This window comes from Streptomyces sp. 12E (assembly GCF_055633275.1).
This window is the reverse complement of record NZ_JBVNCJ010000001.1, coordinates 4,271,882-4,290,732: the sequence shown is the minus strand read 5'-3', so window position 1 is coordinate 4,290,732 and position 18,851 is coordinate 4,271,882. Positions and strand designations below refer to the sequence as shown.

General features: G+C 72.3%; 22 protein-coding genes and 3 tRNA genes. 4 read left to right on the top strand and 21 right to left on the bottom strand.

The window, feature by feature from the left end:
• Window positions 1-8: 8 nt before the first annotated feature.
• The 5 genes from ACZ8ZB_RS19965 to ACZ8ZB_RS19945 all read right to left on the bottom strand — a co-directional run bounded on the left by ACZ8ZB_RS19965 (window position 9) and on the right by ACZ8ZB_RS19945 (window position 1,471).
• Window positions 9-437, bottom strand: a complete 429-nt coding sequence (locus tag ACZ8ZB_RS19965) for a MaoC family dehydratase (RefSeq protein ID WP_470741535.1) — start codon at window positions 435-437, stop codon at window positions 9-11.
• An 8-nt stretch (window positions 438-445) separates the two neighbouring features.
• A complete protein-coding gene (locus tag ACZ8ZB_RS19960; protein ID WP_470739048.1) occupies window positions 446-898 on the bottom strand; it encodes an FAS1-like dehydratase domain-containing protein in 453 nt (150 codons plus the stop codon).
• Between the two features lie 128 nt (window positions 899-1,026).
• Window positions 1,027-1,191: a 50S ribosomal protein L33 gene (rpmG, locus tag ACZ8ZB_RS19955; protein ID WP_003948671.1), complete on the bottom strand. Its 165-nt coding sequence runs from the start codon at window positions 1,189-1,191 to the stop codon at window positions 1,027-1,029.
• A gap of 88 nt (window positions 1,192-1,279) precedes the next feature.
• Window positions 1,280-1,352 (bottom strand) — tRNA-Met (locus ACZ8ZB_RS19950).
• Window positions 1,353-1,398: 46 nt separating this feature from the next.
• Window positions 1,399-1,471 (bottom strand) — tRNA-Thr (locus ACZ8ZB_RS19945).
• A gap of 210 nt (window positions 1,472-1,681) precedes the next feature.
• Here ACZ8ZB_RS19945 and ACZ8ZB_RS19940 point away from each other — a divergent pair.
• Together ACZ8ZB_RS19940 and ACZ8ZB_RS19935 are read left to right on the top strand one after the other, a co-directional pair.
• Entirely contained in the window at window positions 1,682-2,944 is a 1,263-nt protein-coding gene (locus ACZ8ZB_RS19940) for an amidohydrolase family protein (RefSeq protein WP_470741534.1), read from the top strand.
• A gap of 64 nt (window positions 2,945-3,008) precedes the next feature.
• Window positions 3,009-3,665, top strand: coding sequence for an NAD(P)H-binding protein (locus tag ACZ8ZB_RS19935; protein ID WP_470739047.1), 657 nt, complete (start codon window positions 3,009-3,011; stop codon window positions 3,663-3,665).
• Here ACZ8ZB_RS19935 and ACZ8ZB_RS19930 read toward each other — a convergent pair.
• Both ACZ8ZB_RS19930 and ACZ8ZB_RS19925 read right to left on the bottom strand, forming a co-directional pair.
• The gene (locus tag ACZ8ZB_RS19930) at window positions 3,662-3,874 is read right to left on the bottom strand and encodes a hypothetical protein (protein ID WP_470739046.1); all 213 of its coding nucleotides are present in this window, start codon (window positions 3,872-3,874) and stop codon (window positions 3,662-3,664) included. The two genes, ACZ8ZB_RS19935 and ACZ8ZB_RS19930, sit on opposite strands and share 4 nt — an antisense overlap.
• Window positions 3,875-3,975: 101 nt before the next feature.
• Window positions 3,976-4,057: transfer RNA gene (locus ACZ8ZB_RS19925), tRNA-Tyr, on the bottom strand.
• Window positions 4,058-4,291: 234 nt separating this feature from the next.
• On the opposite strand from ACZ8ZB_RS19925, the gene ACZ8ZB_RS19920 reads away from it, so the two are divergent.
• Window positions 4,292-4,780, top strand: coding sequence for a YajQ family cyclic di-GMP-binding protein (locus tag ACZ8ZB_RS19920; RefSeq protein ID WP_024883143.1), 489 nt, complete (start codon window positions 4,292-4,294; stop codon window positions 4,778-4,780).
• Between the two features lie 116 nt (window positions 4,781-4,896).
• Here ACZ8ZB_RS19920 and ACZ8ZB_RS19915 read toward each other — a convergent pair whose 3' ends face one another.
• Complete coding sequence (locus ACZ8ZB_RS19915; protein WP_470739045.1) at window positions 4,897-5,163, bottom strand: GlsB/YeaQ/YmgE family stress response membrane protein; 267 nt, start codon at window positions 5,161-5,163, stop codon at window positions 4,897-4,899.
• 91 nt (window positions 5,164-5,254) lie between these two features.
• Here ACZ8ZB_RS19915 and ACZ8ZB_RS19910 point away from each other — a divergent pair, with 91 nt between their 5' ends.
• Window positions 5,255-6,511, top strand: coding sequence for an APC family permease (locus ACZ8ZB_RS19910; RefSeq protein WP_470739044.1), 1,257 nt, complete (start codon window positions 5,255-5,257; stop codon window positions 6,509-6,511).
• 115 nt (window positions 6,512-6,626) lie between these two features.
• Here the strand turns inward: ACZ8ZB_RS19910 and ACZ8ZB_RS19905 are convergent, their stop codons facing one another.
• The 13 genes from ACZ8ZB_RS19905 to ACZ8ZB_RS19845 form a co-directional block, all read right to left on the bottom strand.
• Window positions 6,627-7,187 carry an SMI1/KNR4 family protein gene (locus ACZ8ZB_RS19905; protein ID WP_470739043.1) on the bottom strand — a complete coding sequence of 187 codons (561 nt, stop codon included), beginning with the start codon at window positions 7,185-7,187 and terminating at the stop codon, window positions 6,627-6,629.
• 110 nt (window positions 7,188-7,297) lie between these two features.
• A complete protein-coding gene (locus tag ACZ8ZB_RS19900) occupies window positions 7,298-7,690 on the bottom strand; it encodes a YccF domain-containing protein (protein WP_470739042.1) in 393 nt (130 codons plus the stop codon).
• On the bottom strand, window positions 7,687-8,550 hold the full coding sequence (htpX, locus tag ACZ8ZB_RS19895; protein WP_470739041.1) for a zinc metalloprotease HtpX: 864 nt from the start codon (window positions 8,548-8,550) through the stop codon (window positions 7,687-7,689). Before htpX ends, ACZ8ZB_RS19900 begins: the two co-directional genes overlap by 4 nt.
• A gap of 261 nt (window positions 8,551-8,811) precedes the next feature.
• Window positions 8,812-10,311, bottom strand: coding sequence for an NADH-quinone oxidoreductase subunit N (locus ACZ8ZB_RS19890; RefSeq protein WP_470739040.1), 1,500 nt, complete (start codon window positions 10,309-10,311; stop codon window positions 8,812-8,814).
• Window positions 10,308-11,882, bottom strand: coding sequence for a complex I subunit 4 family protein (locus ACZ8ZB_RS19885; protein WP_470739039.1), 1,575 nt, complete (start codon window positions 11,880-11,882; stop codon window positions 10,308-10,310). The genes ACZ8ZB_RS19890 and ACZ8ZB_RS19885 overlap by 4 nt, the downstream gene beginning before the upstream one ends.
• 6 nt (window positions 11,883-11,888) lie before the next feature.
• A complete protein-coding gene (locus ACZ8ZB_RS19880; protein ID WP_470739038.1) occupies window positions 11,889-13,886 on the bottom strand; it encodes an NADH-quinone oxidoreductase subunit 5 family protein in 1,998 nt (665 codons plus the stop codon).
• On the bottom strand, window positions 13,883-14,290 hold the full coding sequence (nuoK, locus tag ACZ8ZB_RS19875) for an NADH-quinone oxidoreductase subunit NuoK (RefSeq protein WP_470739037.1): 408 nt from the start codon (window positions 14,288-14,290) through the stop codon (window positions 13,883-13,885). The genes ACZ8ZB_RS19880 and nuoK overlap by 4 nt, the downstream gene beginning before the upstream one ends.
• Window positions 14,290-14,922 carry an NADH-quinone oxidoreductase subunit J family protein gene (locus ACZ8ZB_RS19870; protein WP_470739036.1) on the bottom strand — a complete coding sequence of 211 codons (633 nt, stop codon included), beginning with the start codon at window positions 14,920-14,922 and terminating at the stop codon, window positions 14,290-14,292. The genes nuoK and ACZ8ZB_RS19870 overlap by 1 nt, the downstream gene beginning before the upstream one ends.
• Window positions 14,919-15,593, bottom strand: a complete 675-nt coding sequence (locus ACZ8ZB_RS19865) for a NuoI/complex I 23 kDa subunit family protein (protein WP_470739035.1) — start codon at window positions 15,591-15,593, stop codon at window positions 14,919-14,921. The genes ACZ8ZB_RS19870 and ACZ8ZB_RS19865 overlap by 4 nt, the downstream gene beginning before the upstream one ends.
• Window positions 15,593-16,561, bottom strand: coding sequence for a complex I subunit 1/NuoH family protein (locus tag ACZ8ZB_RS19860; protein WP_470739034.1), 969 nt, complete (start codon window positions 16,559-16,561; stop codon window positions 15,593-15,595). Before ACZ8ZB_RS19860 ends, ACZ8ZB_RS19865 begins: the two co-directional genes overlap by 1 nt.
• Window positions 16,558-17,847 carry an NADH-quinone oxidoreductase subunit C gene (locus tag ACZ8ZB_RS19855; RefSeq protein WP_470739033.1) on the bottom strand — a complete coding sequence of 430 codons (1,290 nt, stop codon included), beginning with the start codon at window positions 17,845-17,847 and terminating at the stop codon, window positions 16,558-16,560. The genes ACZ8ZB_RS19860 and ACZ8ZB_RS19855 overlap by 4 nt, the downstream gene beginning before the upstream one ends.
• On the bottom strand, window positions 17,844-18,458 hold the full coding sequence (locus ACZ8ZB_RS19850; protein ID WP_384709419.1) for an NADH-quinone oxidoreductase subunit B: 615 nt from the start codon (window positions 18,456-18,458) through the stop codon (window positions 17,844-17,846). Before ACZ8ZB_RS19850 ends, ACZ8ZB_RS19855 begins: the two co-directional genes overlap by 4 nt.
• The gene (locus tag ACZ8ZB_RS19845; RefSeq protein ID WP_030823404.1) at window positions 18,449-18,841 is read right to left on the bottom strand and encodes an NADH-quinone oxidoreductase subunit A; all 393 of its coding nucleotides are present in this window, start codon (window positions 18,839-18,841) and stop codon (window positions 18,449-18,451) included. Before ACZ8ZB_RS19845 ends, ACZ8ZB_RS19850 begins: the two co-directional genes overlap by 10 nt.
• Window positions 18,842-18,851 lie beyond the last annotated feature (10 nt).

Sequence of the window (18,851 nt, the reverse complement as noted above, 5' to 3'; positions counted from 1 at the left end):
CGTCCGGGTCAGCCCAGCCGGACGACCGCCCGCGACATGCCCAGGACTTTCTGTCCCGCGCTGGTCGCGGTGAGGTCCACGCGGACCGTGTGGTCGTCGAGCTTGGCGGCGACCTTGCCGCTCACTTCGATGACGGCGCCCTGGTCGTCGTCGGGGACGACGACCGGACGGGTGAAGCGGACGCCGTACTCGACGACCGCGCCCGGGTCGCCCGCCCAGTCGGTCACCACGCGGATCGCCTCGGCCATGGTGAACATGCCGTGCGCGATGACGTCGGGCAGACCGACCTCCTTGGCGAACTTCTCGTTCCAGTGGATGGGGTTGAAGTCACCGGAGGCGCCCGCGTACCGGACGAGGGTGGCGCGGGTCACGGGGAACGTCTGTGCGGGCAGTTCGGTGCCGACCTCGACGTCGGCGTAGGAGATCTTCGCCGTCATGGTGTTCGTCACGCCTCCTCGGCCGCGCGGGCCACCAGCTTGGTCCAGGCGGTGACGACGTGTTCGCCGTCCTGGTCGTGCACCTCGCCGCGGATGTCCAGTATGTCGTTTCCGGCCATCGACTTGATCGTCTCGATGGTCGAGGTGACGGTGAGCCGGTCACCGGCGCGTACCGGGCGGACATAGGCGAACTTCTGGTCGCCGTGCACCACCCGGCTGTAGTCGAGGCCGAGCCGGGGGTCGGCGACGACCTGGCCCGCGGCCTTGAAGGTGATCGCGAACACGAAGGTGGGCGGGGCGATCACATCGGGGTGGCCGAGCGCCTTGGCGGCCTCCACGTCCGTGTACGCGGGGTTGGCGTCCCCCACCGCCTCGGCGAACTCGCGGATCTTCTCCCGGCCCACCTCGTAGGGCGCGGTGGGCGGGTAGGTCCGCCCCACGAAGGACTGGTCGAGCGGCATGCGCGCGGCACCTCCTGTGTCGTCTGTCTCTGCCTGCGGTCGGCCGGTCCTGACCGTATCCGGTCGGCGGGAAAACGACACGAGGCCGCCCCCCTGGCTGGGGGGACGGCCTCGTGTACGAGCCTGTTTTATCGCGTTTCGCGGTGCGCGGTGTGCGCATTGCAACGCGGGCAGTGCTTCTTCATCTCAAGACGGTCCGGGTTGTTACGCCGGTTCTTCTTGGTGATGTAGTTCCGCTCCTTGCACTCCACGCAGGCCAGCGTGATCTTCGGGCGGACGTCGGTGGCAGCCACGTGAGTGCTCCTTGACGAACGGATGGACTTGATTAACGCAAGAAGAGTAGCCGATCGAAGGACCGACCCCGCAATCGGCTACTGTCTGTAGCGGTGACCGGACTTGAACCGGTGACACAGCGATTATGAGCCGCTTGCTCTACCGACTGAGCTACACCGCTTTGATGCGATCGGGCCCCGCCTCGCGGCGGGAACCTCACACACCAGAGCCCCAAAACGGAATCGAACCGTTGACCTTCTCCTTACCATGGAGACGCTCTGCCGACTGAGCTATTGGGGCGAGCGATGAAGACATTACACGGTCCGCCGCCGTTCGCCCAAATCCGTTTCGACCCCTCTTCCCCGGGTCTTCCCCGGGCGGACCACGCCGGTACGACTATTGGGCTCCTCCCGGCGAGGAGCGGGCCCCCGGCCTAGGCTCGACTCACTCTGCGTGATCTTGCCTGCGCGACCCCGTCCCCCGGTGCGCAGCCCGAGCCCCTGGAACGCGATGCCCGACAGCCGGCCGCAGCCACCGCCCCGCCCGCCCTCGCCCCCGGGTCCGGCCGCGGCCGGGCCGGACCCGCTGCTGCTGTGCGGCGCGCGCCTCACCGACGGCCGGACCGTGGACGTACGGCTGGGCGACGGACGCATCGAGGCGGTCGGTACGGCCGGCAGCCTGGCGGCGGACGGCACGCGCGTGTGCGACACGCAGGTCGACCTCACCGGCTACCTGCTCCTGCCGGCCCCCGCGGAGCCCCACGTCCACGCGGACACGGCGCTGTCCGCCGACGACGGCGGCCCCGTCTCGTACGCCCCCCGGGACGTCCAGCGCCGCGCGACGGAGGCGGCGCTGCTCCAGCTCGGGCACGGCGCGACGGCGCTGCGGGCGCACGTGCGCGTGGGCGACATGGCCGGACTCGGCGCGCTGACCGCCGTACTGCGGGCGGAGCGCTCGCTGCGCGGACTGGCCGAACTGACGACGGTGGCGGTGCCCCGGGTGCTGACCGGGGTGGCCGGGGCGGACGGGCTCGCGATGCTGCGGGACGCGGTGAAGATGGGCGCGTCCGTGGTGGGCGGCTGCCCCGATCTCGACCCCGATCCCACGGGGTACGTGGAGGCGGTCCTGGAGGTCGCCGCCGAGCACGGCTGTCCCGTCGATCTGCACACGGACGCCGCCGACCCCGCCCGTCTGGCCCGGTTCGCGGCCATGGCGGGCGGGCTGCGGCCCGGGGTCGCCCTCGGCCCGTGCGGCGGCCTCGCCCGGCTGCCCGCCGAGCCGGCCGCGCGGACCGCGGACCGGCTCGCGGCGGCCGGGGTGACGGTGGTGTGCCTGCCGCAGGGCGGCTGCGGTGCCGTGGACCACCGGGGCACGGCACCGGTACGGCTGCTGCGGTCGGCGGGGGTGCGGGTGGCCGCCGGGAGCGGCGCCCTGCGGGACGTGTCGAACCCGGTGGGCCGCGGCGACCCGCTGGAGGCGGCGTACCTGCTGGCCTCCCGCCACGGACTGTCCGCCGAGGACGCCTACGCCTCGGTGAGCGGGGCGGCGCGGGCGGCCCTGGGGCTGCCCGAGGTGCGCGTGGAGGCGGGTTTCCCGGCCGAGCTGCTGGCGGTCCGCGGGGACGTGCTCCCGGAGGCGCTGTCGCTGGGGTACAGCCGCATCGTGGTGCACGGAGGGCAGGTGGTGGCACGGACGAGCGCGGTGCGGGAGTACGGCGGTCCGGCGGCGGAGTTGGAACCGGGGCTGCCCAGACAGGGACGGAGCGACGCATAGGGCCGGACGGGGTCCCCGGGGCGTTGCGCGGCGGATGCGGTCGCCCCGGCGTACGGTCGGAGGCATGCGCATTGTCATCGCTGGTGGTCATGGTCAGATCGCGCTGCGGCTGGAGCGGCTGCTCGCCGCGCGCGGGGACGAGGTGGCGGGCATCATCCGCAAACCCGAACAGTCCGACGAACTGCGGCAGTTGGGCGCCGAGCCGGTCGTGCTCGACCTGGAGTCGGCGTCGGTGGAGGAGGTCGCGCAGCGGCTGGAGGGCGCGGACGCGGCGGTGTTCGCGGCGGGTGCCGGGCCGGGCAGCGGTGTGGACCGCAAGGAGACGGTGGACAAGGCGGCGGCGGTCCTCTTCGCCGACGCGGCCGTCCGCGCGGGCGTACGGCGTTTCGTGATCGTGTCGTCCATGGGCGCGGACCCGGCCCACGAGGGCGACGAGGTCTTCGACGTGTACCTGCGCGCCAAGGGCGAGGCGGACGCGTACGTACGCGGTCTGGACGCCCTGGACTGGACGATCCTGCGCCCCGGTCAGCTCACCGACGACGCCGGCACCGGCCTGGTCCGCCTGGAGGCCCGCACGGGCCGCGGCCCGGTCCCTCGCGACGATGTGGCCGCCGTGCTGGCGGAGCTGGTGGACACCCCCGCGACGGCCGGCCTGACCCTGGAGCTGATCAGCGGCCCCGCGCCGGTGTCGGTGGCCGTGAAGTCGGTGGCCGGCAACTAGAAGAGGGGCATCTGCCCCGGGAACTCCGGCACCGCGTAACCGTCCAGCGAGGGCTGTTCCGCGCCGAGCGGGGCGTGTCTGCGTGACCCGGGGCACGAGGTCAAGTCCCCGCTCCCCCGGGCGCCGGGCGGATCGTGCCGCGCGTACCGCCCGGCGACGACGGCGATCTCACGACGGCACACGGGGCAGGGGCGGCGGCGGGACGACATGGGGCCAGTGTGCCCCTCGTCTCCCGGAGTGCTCCCCCTCGCACATGAAGAGACCCCCTCCGTTCTGCGTTTCCGCAGTCCGGAGGGGGTCTTCCCCAGTGTGGCGGCGCCAGGATTCGAACCTGGGAAGGCTGAGCCGGCAGATTTACAGTCTGCTCCCTTTGGCCGCTCGGGCACACCGCCGGGGTTGCTGCCGTCGAGCCGCTTTTCGGCGGTGCTCCGTGGCAACGACGTAAACAATACCCGATGAGCAGGGGTGCTTCGCCACCCGATTGATCGCGACCCGGAGGCCGGGGGTGACTAGGCTGGTCCGGATGCGGCCGGGGACCGATGCCGGGCTCGGGGGCCGCTTCACGTACGCCGGTACGCATCCGGTGCGCTGCCCGGTACGCACCCCGATTCAAGGAGCCACAGGACATGGCCGACTCCAGTTTCGACATCGTCTCGAAGGTCGAGCGGCAGGAGGTCGACAACGCCCTCAACCAGACCGCCAAGGAGATCTCGCAGCGCTACGACTTCAAGGGCGTGGGTGCCTCGATCTCGTGGTCCGGGGAGAAGATCCTCATGGAGGCGAACTCCGAGGACCGGGTCAAGGCCGTCCTCGACGTCTTCCAGTCCAAGCTGATCAAGCGGGGCATCTCCCTGAAGGCCCTGGACGCGGGTGAGCCGCAGCTCTCGGGCAAGGAGTACAAGATCTTCGCGTCGATCGAGGAGGGCATCTCCCAGGACAACGCGAAGAAAGTCGCGAAGATCATCCGCGATGAGGGCCCGAAGGGCGTGAAGGCCCAGGTGCAGGGCGACGAGCTGCGGGTCAGCTCCAAGAGCCGCGACGACCTGCAGGCCGTCATCGCGCTGCTCAAGGGCAAGGACTTCGACTTCGCCCTGCAGTTCGTGAACTACCGGTAGGCCCGGCTGGAACCGGTGGCGTTCGCACGCCGCAGGGACACGAGGAAGGGTGGGCACCCGAGCGGTGACCACCCTTCTCGCCTGCCGGCAGCGTCCTCGGGGCCCGCGGTGCGCGGTCAGTCGCGTGAGTGGCCGAACAGGATGCGGTAGGCGACCAGGAGGACGAGCGAGCCGCCGATCGCGGCGGCCCAGGTGGCGCCGTCGTAGAAGTCCCTGGCGATCGGGTGGTCGAGCCAACGGGCGGACGTCCGTCCGCCGATGAACGCACCGGCGACGCCGATCAGCGTCGTGCCGACGAAGCCGCCCGGGTCGCGGCCGGGCAGCGGGAACTTCGCTGCCGCCCCGGCCGGCGGTCCCAGGAGGATCCAGCCGGTGATCGTCATGCCGCGCACCTGCCCTTTCCTGCCGCCCTTGCACCGTGAAGGACGTCACGCACCCACCTGCCGGTTGCGGGTGGTCAGTAGGGTGCGGCCCATGACGCACACATCCGGTCCCGGCCTGCGCCGCACGCTCGGTGTCGGTGATGCCGTGGTCATCGGTCTCGGCTCGATGGTGGGAGCCGGGATCTTCGCCGCCCTGGCGCCCGCCGCGCACGCGGCCGGTTCCGGGCTGCTCCTCGGACTGGCGGTCGCCGCCGTGGTCGCCTACTGCAACGCCACGTCGTCGGCGCGCCTCGCTGCCCTCCACCCGGCTTCGGGCGGCACGTACGTGTACGGGCGCGAGCGGCTCGGGGACTTCTGGGGTCACCTCGCGGGCTGGGCGTTCGTGGTCGGGAAGACGGCCTCCTGCGCGGCGATGGCCCTCACCGTGGGCGCCTACGTCCGGCCGGGGCAGGCGCACGCCGTGGCGGTGGCCGCCGTGGTGGCGCTGACCGCGGTGAGCTACGGCGGTGTCCGGAAGTCCGCGTGGCTGACGCGGGTGATCGTGGGTGTGGTCCTGGCCGTCCTCGCTTTCGTGGTGGTCGTGTGTCTGACGTCGGGGGAAGCCGATGCCGGGCGGCTGGGCGTCGGGGTCCCGGGCGGCGCCGGCGGGGTGTTGCAGGCGGCCGGTCTGCTGTTCTTCGCCTTCGCCGGGTACGCCCGTATCGCGACCCTCGGTGAGGAGGTCCGGGATCCGGCGCGCACCATCCCGCGGGCGATTCCGCTTGCCCTGGGCATCGCGCTGGTCGTGTACGCGGCTGTCGCCGTGGCCGTCCTCTCCGTGCTGGGGCCGAAGGGGCTGGGCGAGGCCACCGCGCCGCTCGCCGACGCGGCGCGGGCCGCAGGTGCTCCCTGGCTGGCGCCGGTGGTGCGGGTGGGTGCGGCGGTGGCCGCGCTGGGTTCGCTGCTCGCCCTGATCCTGGGGGTGTCACGGACGGTCCTGGCCATGGCCCGGGACCGGCATCTGCCGGGTGTCCTCGCCGTCGTGCACCCGCGGTTCCAGGTGCCGCACCGGGCGGAGCTGGCCGTGGGCGCGGTGGTCGCCGTCCTGGCCGCCACGGTGGATGTACGGGGTGCGATCGGATTCTCCTCCTTCGGGGTGCTGGCGTACTACGCGGTGGCCAACGCGTCGGCCTGGACACTCGATCCACGGCCGATGACGCGGGTGGTGCCGGCGGTGGGGTTCGCCGGGTGCCTGGTGCTGGCGTTCTCGCTGCCGTGGGTCTCGGTGGCCGCGGGCGCGGGGGCGCTGGTGGTGGGGGCGGCGGCTTACGGCGTGCGGCGGGGGTCGAGGGCGGTCCGTAGCCGGTAACCGTGATGGGCCCGGGTGCGAGGGAAGCCGTGCTCGTGGGCCCGTCCGGCCTCTCGGGCCCTCGCTCTCTCCGGGGCGTCTTTCCCGAGCGCCGCGGTGGTCTTCCAGGGCCCGGTCAGGAAGCCGACGCCCCGCGGCCCACGGAACCGGTCCAGGGGGCCAGGCCCGTCCCCTCGTTCTCCTCCTCGTACCAGCCCGTGCCCCGGATCCAGGAGTGGAGCCAGTCCGCGAGGCCGGGCGCGTCGAGGAACCAGGCGTGGCCGGGGTCGCCGGGGTTGGGTTCGAAGAGGAGGACGGTGGCCCGGGGCGAGCGGCAGTCCACACAGGCGTACATGCCGCAGCCCCAGTGGGATATCGGCAGTATCCCCTCGGGCCAGGCCCAGTCGGGGTCCTCGCGGCCGCTCTCGCGGTGGGCGAGGTACTGGGCCACGGCGGAGGGTTCGCCGGAGGGCGCGCTGTCCAGCAGGGGCAGCAATCCGTACTCGGGGCCGAATCCGCCGTCCGCTATGCGCAGATAGAGCTCGGCGAGCAGCGGGGGCAGGGCGAAGCCCAGCGTGACCTCGGCATGTGCCAGGGTGGCCGGGTCGACGGGGTCGGGGAGGGAAGGCCAGCCCCATGGACGGGTCTTGCGGGCCTTGTCCGCCACCTGTGTCAGCAACTGCTCGTGCTCGGTCATGGGTTCATGATGCGGGCCGCCACCGACATGCGTGCGGGCCTGTGGACAACCTCCGGGTTGTGGACAACTCCTGGGCCGCGACGGGGCCGACGGGTGTGCCTCCCGGCTGGTCAGCGCTGTGTGAACGACTGGTCGGTGCGCACGATCTCCCGGCCCAGCGGGAACAGCGAGACCGGGATCAGCTTGAAGTTGGCGATACCGAGCGGGATTCCGATGACCGTCACGCACAGGGCGATGCCGGTGAGGATGTGGCCGAGCGCCAACCACCAGCCCGCGAGGAGCAGCCACAGCACGTTGACGAGGAAGGAAGGTGCTCCCGCGTCCCGGCGTTCGACCGTCGTGTACCCGAAGGGCCACAGGGCGTAGACGCCGATGCGGAACGCGGCGACGCCGAAGGGGATGCCGATGACCGTGATGCAGAGCAGCACGCCCGCGAGCAGGTAGCCGAGGAACAGCCAGAAGCCGCTGAAGACGAGCCATACGAGGTTCAGGATGGTCTTCACTGGTGGTGACCTGCCATCTTCTCGAGCCGGGCGATGCGTTCCGCCATCGGCGGGTGGGTGGAGAACATCTTCGAGAGCCCCTGGCCCGGTCGGAACGGGTGGGCGATCATCATGTGGCTGGCCGTCTCGATGCGGGGCTCGGGGGGCAGGGGGAGCTGTTTGGCGCCGTGTTCCAGTTTGCGCAGGGCGCCGGCGAGGGCGAGCGGATCGCCGGTGAGCTGGGCCCCGGAGGCGTCGGCCTCGTACTCCCGGGAGCGGCTGATGGCCAGCTGGATGAGGGATGCGGCGAGCGGCCCGAGGATCATGATCAGCAGCATGCCGAGGAGACCGGGGCCGTCGTCGTCGTCCGATCGGCCGATCGGGATCAGCCAGGCGAAGTTGACCAGGAACATGATCACGGAGGCGAGGGCTCCGGCGACCGAGGAGATCAGGATGTCGCGGTTGTAGACGTGGCTGAGCTCGTGGCCGATGACACCGCGCAGCTCCCGCTCGTCGAGCAGGCGCAGAATGCCTTCGGTGCAGCACACGGCCGCGTTGCGCGGGTTGCGGCCGGTGGCGAAGGCGTTGGGGGCCTCGGTCGGGGAGATGTACAGGCGCGGCATGGGCTGGCGGGCCTGGGTGGAGAGCTCGCGGACCATGCGGTACAGCCCCGGGGCCTCGAACTCGCTCACCGGGCGGGCGCGCATCGCGCGCAGGGCCAGCTTGTCGCTGTTCCAGTACGCGTACGCGTTGGTGCCCAGCGCGATCAGGACGGCGACGACGAGCCCCGTGCGGCCGAAGAGGCTGCCGATGACGATGATGAGTGCGGACAGTCCCCCGAGGAGGACCGCTGTCCTGAGCCCGTTGTGCCGGCGGTGCACGGTACGCCCTCCAAATCGTGCGACAGGGGGACCCTTGCTTGCTGATCTTCCTTCTGACCTGCGCTGTCCACCGGCTTGGTGGTGTCACGTCCGGTGGACCCTCCCGTACCGGTCAACGCCAGGCGAAGGGCACTAGTTCCCTTGTGCGCGTGGTGGCGCGTGTCAACCGTCCGGGTGGCGACCCGTCCCGGGCGTTCCCGGGCCGCACGCGTGCGTGGGCGTCGGGTGCCTCCACGCGCGCGTGCCGGGCGGGCCCGGTGGTCAGAAGAGCCCGGTGCCGGTGAAGCGCAGGACCAGCTGGGGGGCGCCGGACAGGACGATGCCGAGGACGCCGGTCAGGGTGAGGGCGGCGGTGAGGGGGGCGGGGAGCCGGTGCTTCACCGGTTCGCCCTCGGGGGCGCGGAACAGCAGGGCCGTCCACCGGAGGTAGTAGACCAACGCGATGACGACGTTGACGGCCATGACGACGGCGAGCCAGCCCAGTCCGGCGTCGACGGCCGCGGAGAACACGGTGACCTTGGCGAAGAGGCCGATGACGCCCGGCGGGAGCCCGGCGAGGCAGAGCAGGAAGAAGCCCAGGAGGAGCGCGGTGAGAGGGCTGGAGGCGTAGAGGCCGCGGTAGTCGGCGACCCGGTTGAGCCGGTGCGCGCGGCCGACGAGGGCGGCCACGGCGAACGCGCCCAGGTTCACGGCGCCGTACATGAGGGCGTAGGCGACGGTGGAGCCGATCGACCTCTCGGCGTCGCCGGAGTACGCGGCGGCGGCGATCGGCACCAGGAGGTAGCCGGCCTGGCCGACGGACGACCAGGCGAGGAGGCGGACCGCGCTGTACGCGCGCGTGGCCTGTTGTCTGAGGGCGCCCGCGTTGCCGACGGTCATGGTGAGGGCGGCCAGCGCGGCGAGGGCCGGGCCCCAGACGCCGGCGTACGACGGGAGGGCGACGACGGTGACGAGGGTGAGCCCGGAGAAGCCGACGGCCTTGCCGATGACCGACAGGTAGGCGGCGATGGGCAGGGGGGCGCCCACGTAGGTGTCGGGGACCCAGAAGTGGAAGGGGACGGCGGCGGTCTTGAAGGCGAAACCGATGAGGGTCAGGACGACGCCGGTCTGGGTGAGGGTGTGGAGCTGTCCGTCGACGTGCTGGACGCGCTCGGCGACCCGGGTGAGGTGGAGGGTCCCGGTGGCGGCGTAGACGAAGCTGATGCCCAGCAGGCTGACCGCGGTGGCGGTGACGGAGGACAGGAAGAACTTCAGGGCCGCCTCGGAGGACCTCCGGTCGCCGTGCCGCAGGCCGACCAGGGCGAAGGCGGGCAGGGAGGCGACCTCCAGGGCGACGACGAGGGTCGCGAGGTCGCGGGAGGCGGGCAGGAGAGCGGCGCCGGCCGCGGAGGAGAGGAACAGGAACCAGTACTCGCCCTCGGGGAGCCGTTTGCCCTCGTCCTTCAGGGCGGTGACCGACAGGAGGGCGGCCAGGAGTGCCCCGCCGAGGACCAGGAACTGGATGACGAGGGTGAAGCGGTCCGCGGTGTAGCTGCACACGCCCTCGTCGCCGACCAGGCAGAAGGTGCTGCGGTCGGCGTCGAGGAGGGGCAGCAGCATGAGCGTGGCGGCGGCGAGTCCGGCCACCGAGAGCCAGCCGAGGAGCGGCTTCCTGGCCTCGTTCACGAAGAGGTCGGCGACGAGGACGACGAGTCCGACGACCGCCGCGATGGTGGGCGGCGCGATGGCCAGCCAGTCGACGGACTGGACGAGGGAGCTCATCGGGTGCCTCCTGCGAGGAGCTGCTGCACGGCCGGGTCGGTCAGTCCCAGGAGGGCCCTGGGCCAGAGTCCGGCGACGACGGTGAGGACGACGAGCGGGGTCCAGGCCGCGAACTCGTGGGAGCGCACGTCGGTGAGGTGCGGGGCGTCCTGGGGTGCGGCGCCCATGCAGACCCTGCGGACCACGATCAGCAGGTAGGCGGCCGTCAGCAGGGTGCCGAACGCGCCGATGGCCATGAAGGTGAGGAAGGCGGGGCGGCTGAGGCCTTCGGCGGGGTCGAAGGCGCCGAACAGGGCGAGCATCTCGCCCCAGAATCCGGCGAGGCCGGGCAGGCCGAGGGAGGCGACGGCGGCGAAGGCGAGCAGGCCGCCGAGGCGCGGGGCCTTGCCGTAGAGGGCTGCGCCGGTCTCCTTCGCGAGGGCGTCGAGGTCGGTGCTGCCGGTGCGGTCCTTGAGGGCTCCGACCAGGAAGAACAGCAGGCCGGTGATGAGGCCGTGGGCGACGTTGGCGAACAGGGCGCCGTTGACGCCGGTCGGGGTCATGGTCGCGATGCCGAGGAGGACGAAGCCCATGTGGCCGACGGAGGAGTAGGCGATGAGGCGCTTGAGGTCGCCCTTCGCGCCCCGCTTGGCGAGGGCCAGGCAGGCGAGGGATCCGTAGATGACGCCGACGACGGCGAACGCGGCGAGGTACGGAGCGAAGGTGCGGAAGCCGTCCGGCGCGGCGGGCAGCAGGATGCGGACGAACCCGTACGTGCCCATCTTCAGCAGGACGCCGGCCAGCAGGACGGAGCCGACGGTCGGGGCGGCGGTGTGGGCGTCGGGCAGCCAGCTGTGCAGCGGCCACATCGGGGTCTTGACCGCGAGCCCGATCCCGATCGCCAGTACGGCGATGAGCTGCACGGACGCGGTCAGTGACCGGCCGTTGTCAGTGGCGAGTGCCACCATGTCGAAAGTGCCCGCCTCGATTCCGATCAGGAGCAGGCCGAGCAGCATGACCACGGAGCCGAGCAGCGTGTAGAGGATGAACTTCCAGGCGGCCTCGGCCCGGCCCTCGCCGCCCCAGCGGGCGATGAGGAAGTACATCGGGACGAGGACCGTCTCGAAGGCGAGGAAGAACAGGACCAGGTCGAGGACGGCGAAGGTCGCGAGGGTGCCGGCCTCGAGGACCAGCAGCAGGGCGACGAAGGCCTTCGGGGACGGCCCCTTGGGCGGATTGAAGTACGAGTGGAGCGCGCAGAGGAAGGTCAGCAGCGCGGTCAGGACCAGAAGGGGGAGGGAGATGCCGTCGGTGCCGAGGTGGATGCGCACGTCGAGCGCGGGGATCCAGCTGATGTCGGTCGTGGCCTGCATCCTCGACGGCTGGTCGTGGTCGAAGCCGAGCGCGAGGACGATCGCCGCGGCGAGGATCGCGCCGGTGACGGTCACTCCGTGGCGGAGCACCGCCTGGTCGGGTGACTTCCCCTTCAGTCCGGGCGGGGCCGGCAGGAGGGCGGCGGCGGCGCCGAGGAGCGGGCCGACGACGAGGAACGCCAGGAGGAACTGCATCACGGACTCGTTGATATCGATCACGCCTGCTCACGCTCCGGTGGCGACGAGGACGGCGGCGACCGCGAGGACGACGGTGCCGGCGAGCAGCACGCTCACATAGGTCTGCAGATTGCCGGTCTGGGCCCGCCGTACGGCGGCGCCGAGCCAGCGGGGCAGCGTGCCCGCGCCGCGTACGTAGGTGTCGACGACCTCGCGGTCGAGGAACCGCACGAGGCTCGCGCCGGCCCGGACCGGGCGGACGAAGAGCGTCGTGTACAGGGCGTCCAGGTGGAAGCCGGCGGCCGCGGGGCGGTGCAGCGGGCCGAGCAGCAGCCGCCCGGGGTCCGACGGGTCGGGTGCGTACGCGATGTCCCCGTAGGCCGGTTCGTGGGTGGCGACGGCCTCCGCCTCGACCAGCCCGGCGTCGCCCTCGGGGTGGGCGGCGACGGCGCCGAGGGGGACCCGGGCCGCCGCGTGCGCGGTGGTGTGCCGCCAGACGGCGTAGGTGATGATGCCGCCGGCCAGGGCCACGCCCGTGCCGAGCACGGAGGTGGTGAGGGTCGGGGTCAGGTCGTGGCCGTCGAACCAGCCGGGCAGCGCGCGGAAGGCGAGGCCGCCGAGCGCGAGGGACGGTACGGCGAGCGCCCACAGCACCACGGTCATCGTCAGCGGCTGCCTGCCGTGGTCGGGTGCTTCGGCGCCGTACCCGTGGAAGGCCAGCAGCCACAGGCGCATCGCGTACGCGGCGGTCAGCAGGGCGGTGACGAGGCCGGCGAGGAGGACGGTCCAGCCCGCCGCGGCGGGCGCGTGTTCGGTGTGGCCGGTGACGACGTGCTCGGCGGCCCCGAGGACGGCCTCCTTGGAGAAGAAGCCGCTGAACGGCGGGATCGCGGCGAGGGCGAGGAGCGCCACGGTCATCGTCCAGTAGGCGTCGGGGATTCGGTCCCGCAGGTGGCCCATGCGGGACATGGCGGCCAGCGAGTTGGTGCCGGCGGCGTGGATGATCACGCCGGCCGCGAGGAACAGCAGCGCCTTGAAGGCGCCGTGGGACAGGAGGTGGAAGACGGCGGCCCCGCGGTCGGCGACGGCGAGGGCGCCGGTCATGTAGCCGAGCTGACCGATCGTCGAATAGGCGAGGACGCGTTTGATGTCGTCCTGGGCGAGCGCGGCGAGCGCCGAGCCGGCCATGGTCACGGCGGCCATGACGGCGAGGACGGTCATCGCGGCCTGCGAGGTCTCGAAGAGCGGGAGGAGACGGGCGATGAAGTAGACACCGGCGGCGACCATGGTCGCGGCGTGGATCAGCGCGGAGACGGGGGTGGGGCCCGCCATCGCGTCGGGGAGCCAGGTGTGCAGCGGGAACTGCGCCGACTTGCCGGCCACGCCCGCCAGGAGCAGCAGGGCGATGAGCGTGGGGTGTTCGATGCCGCCGTTCGCGACGGCGCCGAGGACCCGGGTGATGCGGAAGGACCCGGCGTCGGTGGCCAGGGCGAACAGGCCGATGAGGAAGGGGACGTCGCCGAGCTTGGTGACCAGGAAGGCCTTGAGGGAGGCGGCGCGGGCCTCGGGGGTCTCCCAGTAGTGACCGACGAGGAAGTAGGAGCAGATGCCCATGACTTCCCAGCCGACCAGCAGCACCATCAGGTCGCCGGAGTAGACGACCAGGAGCATCGCGGAGGTGAACAGGGAGACGAGGGCGGCGTAGGAGGGGTAGCGCGGGTCGTCGCGCAGGTAGCCCGTCGAGTAGATCTGCACGCAGGCGGCGACGACGGTGACCAGGACGGCGGTCAGCGCGGCGAAGCCGTCGATGTACAGGGCGAGTTCGATCGGGACCGAGCCGGTGGGGGTGAGCTCGGTCGCGGCGTCGACGGTCTGGTCCCCGTCCTGGCGCCAGGCGACCGTGGCGGCCAGCGCGAGGGAGGCGAGCGTCGGCAGGACGGCGAGCGGGCGGACGAAGCCGGGGGCCGTGCGGCCCAGGAGCAGCCCGGCGAGCGCGCCGAGGAACGGAAGGAGGGGGACGAGGACGGCGAGGGTGGTCGTGGTCACGCGGTGGCCTCGGCCTTCTCGCCGGCCGTCCGGGGCACGGGGGTTTCGCGGCCGGTGGCGTCGCTGTCGGAACCGTCGGGCTCGTGGCCCTCGGCGGTGTCGCGGAGCTTGTCGATGTCCGAGGTGCCGCGGTTGCGGTACACGGCGAGGACGATCGCCAGGCCGATGCCGATCTCCGCGGCGGCGATGGCGATGGTGAACAGGGTGAGGGCCTGGCCGGAGTGCAGGGTCTCCTCTGCGGTCCGGCTGAGCCAGACGTCGAAGGCGACCAGGTTCAGGTTGACGGCGTTGAGCATCAGCTCGACCGACATCAGGACCAGGATCGCGTTGCGGCGGGCGAGGACGCCGTACAGGCCGGTGCAGAAGAGGAGGGCGGACAGGACGGCGGGATAGGCGAGGTGCATCAGCGGGCCCCTTCCGTGTCGCGCCGGGTTTCCGTCGCGCCGGACGCGGCGTCGGCCTTCGCCTTGCGGGACAGGACGATCGCGCCGACGAGGGCGGCGAGGAGGAGGACGGAGAGCGCCTCGAAGGGGAGGACCCAGTGCTGGAAGAGACTCGCCCCGGTGACGTCCGTGGAGCCGGCGGGGGCGCCGTCCAGGTCGATCCAGGTGGTGCGGAAGGCGTCGACGACGACCCAGACCAGGGCCGCCGCGGCGGCGACGGCCACGGTGAGGGCGACCCAGCGGTTGCCGGAGTCGGCGTCCGGTGAGCGGCCGATGGGGGCCCTGGTGAGCATGAGCCCGAACAGGAGGAGGACGACCACGGAACCGACGTAGATGAGGACCTGCACCCAGGCGATGAACTCGGCGGTGAGCAGGAGGTACTCGACGGCGAGGCCGCCGAGGGCCACCACCAGCCACAGGGCGGCGTGCACCAGCTGCCGGGTGGTGACGGTGATGACGGCGGCCCCGAAGGTGACCAGGCCGACGAGGAGGAAGGCGATCTCCACCCCTGTGGGGGAGAGGAAACCGCGGGACTCGGCCGCCAGGTTCACGGTGCCGGTCGCGAGGCCGCCGAGAGTCGCTGCGGGGGTCATTCCCGGCCCTCCTGCCGTGGCTGGTCCGTCTGCTGCTTCGACTCGCCCGCCGGTCGGGTGGGCGACTCGGCGGCGCGGGCCTGTTCGTCGGCGTGCGGCTCGGCGCCGGCCGGTGGCGCCGAGGGCGGGGCCGCCGTCTCCGCGGCCTGGGCGGCGGCCAGCTTCTCGGCGGTCTTGCGGGCGGCGGCGAGTTCCTTCGGCTCCTCGGCGCCGGGGTCGAGGGCGGGCGGGGCCGGGACGGTCCACATCCACTCGCGGAGCTTGTCGCGCTCGTGGGTGAGGTCGCGGATGTCGGTCTCGGCGTACTCGAACTCCGGGGACCAGAACAGGGCGTCGAAGGGACAGACCTCGATGCAGATACCGCAGTACATGCACAGGGAGAAGTCGATGGCGAAGCGGTCGAGGACGTTGCGGCTGCGTTCACGGCCGCCGGGGGCCGCCGCCGGGACCGTCTCCTTGTGGGAGTCGATGTAGATGCACCAGTCCGGGCACTCGCGGGCGCACAGCATGCAGACCGTGCAGTTCTCCTCGAACAGGCCGATCACTCCGCGGGTGCGGGGCGGGAGGTCGGGCTGGGTGTCCGGGTACGGGGCGGTGACGGACTTCCTCGTCATCGTCCGCAGGGTGACGGCCAGGCCCTTGGCCAGGCCGGAGCCGGGGATCGGGGCCATCAGAGGAACACCACCTTGACGACGCCGGTGAGGGCGATCTGGGCGAGGGACAGGGGGACGAGGAGGGTCCAGGAGAACTTCTGGAGCTGGTCCTCGCGCATGCGGGGGTAGGTGACGCGGAGCCAGATGACGACGAAGGCGAGGACCGCGGTCTTCAGCAGGGTCCAGACCCAGCCGAGCCCGTCGGCGCCCCAGGGGCCGTGCCAGCCGCCCAGGAAGAGGACGGTGGTCAGACCGCACAGGACGACGATCCCGGCGTACTCGGCGAGGAGGAAGAGGGCGAAGCGCAGACCGGTGTACTCGGTGTACGCGCCGAAGATGATCTCCGAGTCGGCGACCGGCATGTCGAAGGGCGGGCGCTGGAGTTCGGCGAGGCCGGCGACGAAGAAGACGAGCGCGCCGGTGATCTGCCAGGGCAGCCACCACCACTCGAACGCGTCGAGGATGCCGACGAGGGAGACGGTGCCGGCCGCCATCGCCACCGAGGCGGCGGTGAGCAGCATCGGGAGTTCGTAGGAGAGGAGCTGGGCGGCGGTGCGCAGGCCGCCGAGGAGGGAGAACTTGTTGGCGGAGGCCCAGCCGGCCATGAGCGAGCCGAGGACGCCGACCCCCATGACGGCGAGGACGAAGAACACGCCCGCGTCGATCACCTGGCCGACCGCGCCCTCGCCCGGTCCGATCGGGACGGCGAGCAGGACGAGGAGGTATGGCAGGAGGGCGACGGCGGGGGCGAGCTGGAAGATGCGTCGGTCCGCGCCGGCCGGGACCACGTCCTCCTTCTGCGCGAACTTCACTCCGTCGGCGATGAGCTGGGCCCAGCCGTGGAAGCCGCCGGCGTACATCGGGCCGAGGCGGCCCTGCATGTGGGCCATCACCTTGTGCTCGGCCTGACCCACGATCAGGGGGAAGGTGAGGAAGACGACGAACACGACCAGGAGTCGCAGGGCGACGTCGAGCACGTCGTTCACCGCGGGCCTCCTGAGGGGTCTTCGGGGACGGGGTTCTCGGGGTCGCTCCCGGACTCCGAGCGGGGCTCGGGGGCCGCGCCGGCATCGGCGTCGGGCCCGGCGCCGGCTTCGGGCTCCGAGCCGGTGTCCGAAGCCGTGTCCCCCCGGGCCTCGCGGGCCGGGCCGGCGTCGGGTTCCGCCTTCGACTCGGGTTGGGCGAAGGCAGCTCGGGCGTGGTGCCAGGGGGCGTCGGGGCTGCGGGGAGCGGCGGGCGGCTTTCGGTCCCGGCGGTCCTCGGTGGGCACGGGGGCGGACGCGCCGTCGGCTGCCGCGGGCTCGTCGGACGGCTCCGGAGCCTTCGAGGCGGCGCGCCGGCTCGCGGACCCCTCGGACGCGGTGCGCGCCCGGCGGGGGCCGCCGGCCGCGGGAGGACCGGAACGCTGCGACGCCGACCCTTCGCTCGCGCTCCGCGCACGTCGTGCGGGGGCGGCCGTCGGCTCGGGAGGAGCGGTCGGCTCGGGGGGCGCCTCCGCAGTCTGGCTCACGGAGCCCTCCGCCGCCGTGCGGGTGCGGCGGGGCCGGGTCGTGGGCTGGGCGGGGGCCTGCGGGTCGGCCGACTGGCTCGCGGAGCCCTCCGACGCCGTGCGGGTGCGGCGCGGGCGGTCCCCTGCCGCTCGTGTCGCGCCTGCCGCCGTCCTGCCCGTGCTCCGGGCCGAGCGGGCCGGGGCCGGGGGGAGCTGGCCCTTGAGGGGGCCCCATTCGTTCGGGTCGGGGACGCCGGGGGGAAGCATCTGGCGACGCTTGGGGCCGCCGTGCGCCGCGGGCTCCCCGGGCTCCTTGGCGCCGGGCCAGGCCTTGGCGACCCGGGCCGCGAGGACGAAGTCCTTGCGCAGGGGGTGGCCCTCGAAGTTGTCCGGCAGGAGGAGGTGGTCCAGGCCCGGGTGGCCCGTGAAGTCGACGCCGAACATCTCGTGCGTCTCGCGTTCGTGCCAGGCCGCGCCCGCGTAGACGTCCACCGCGGAGGGCAGCACCGGGGCCTCGTGCGGCACCGTGGTGCGCAGCAGCAGGCGCCGTACCGGAGCCAGGGCGGCGACGTGCGCCGTGACGCGGAACCCGGTGCCGGGTTCGTCGACCGCGCTCAGCCAGTCGAAGAAGGTGCAGCCGACCCGGTCGCGCGCGGCCTCCAGGGCGGTGATCCAGGAGGCGGGCGGTACGTCGACGGTCAGGACGCCGTACGACTCCTCCGCCGTGGCCTCCGTACCGAACAGTTCCTCGGCGTCGGTGGGGAGCCAGCCGACCGCGGTCATCGGCCCTCCCCCTCGCCGGACGGCGCCGGCGGCCGGACCAGCCCGCTCTGCAGCGCCGCCGCGGACGGCCGCGCGCCGCCGCCGGATCCGTACCGCTCTCCCAGCGACTCCCGGGCGATCTTCTCCTGGAGCTTCAGGATCCCCTGGAGCAGCGCCTCGGGCCGGGGCGGGCAACCGGGGACGTAGACGTCGACCGGGATGATCTGGTCCACGCCCTTGGTGACGGAGTAGGAGTCCCAGTACGGGCCGCCGCAGTTGCTGCACGCGCCGAAGGAGATGACGTACTTGGGCTCGGGCATCTGCTCGTAGAGGCGCTTCACCGCGGGCGCCATCTTGTCCGTGACCGTGCCGGAGACGACCATCAGGTCGGCCTGGCGCGGTCCGGGCGCGAAGGGGATCACGCCGAGGCGGATGAAGTCGTGACGGGCCATCGACGCGGCGATGAACTCGATCGCGCAGCAGGCCAGGCCGAAGTTGAAGACCCACAGCGAGTAGCGGCGGCCCCAGTTGAGGACCACCTTCATCGGCTCGGGCGCCAGCCGGGCGAGCGCGCCGAGCCGCTTCGGTTCCGGGAGCAGGACGGGCTCGGGGGCGGCAGGGTTCACGTCCATGTCAGGACGCCCTTCTTGTATGCGTACAGCAGACCCACGGCGAGGAAGCCGAGGAAGACGAACATCTCCACGAGGGTGGTCGCGCCGTAGCCGTCGGCGGCGAAGACGGTCGCCCAGGGGAAGAGGAAGATCGAGTCGACGGCGAAGATCACGTAGAGGAAGGCGTAGACGTAGTAGCGGACCTGGGTGTGGGCCCAGCCCTCGCCGACGGGGTCGACTCCGCACTCGTACGTCAGGAGCTTCTCGGGCGTGGGGACCACCGGCCGCAGCAGGCGTCCCGCCCCGAAGGCGACGGCGACGAACAGCAGGCCGACGACGGCGAGCAGTCCGACGACCGAGTAGGACTGGAAGTAGTCCGCCGCGACGACGGTCGTTTCCCGCACGTCCGCCCCT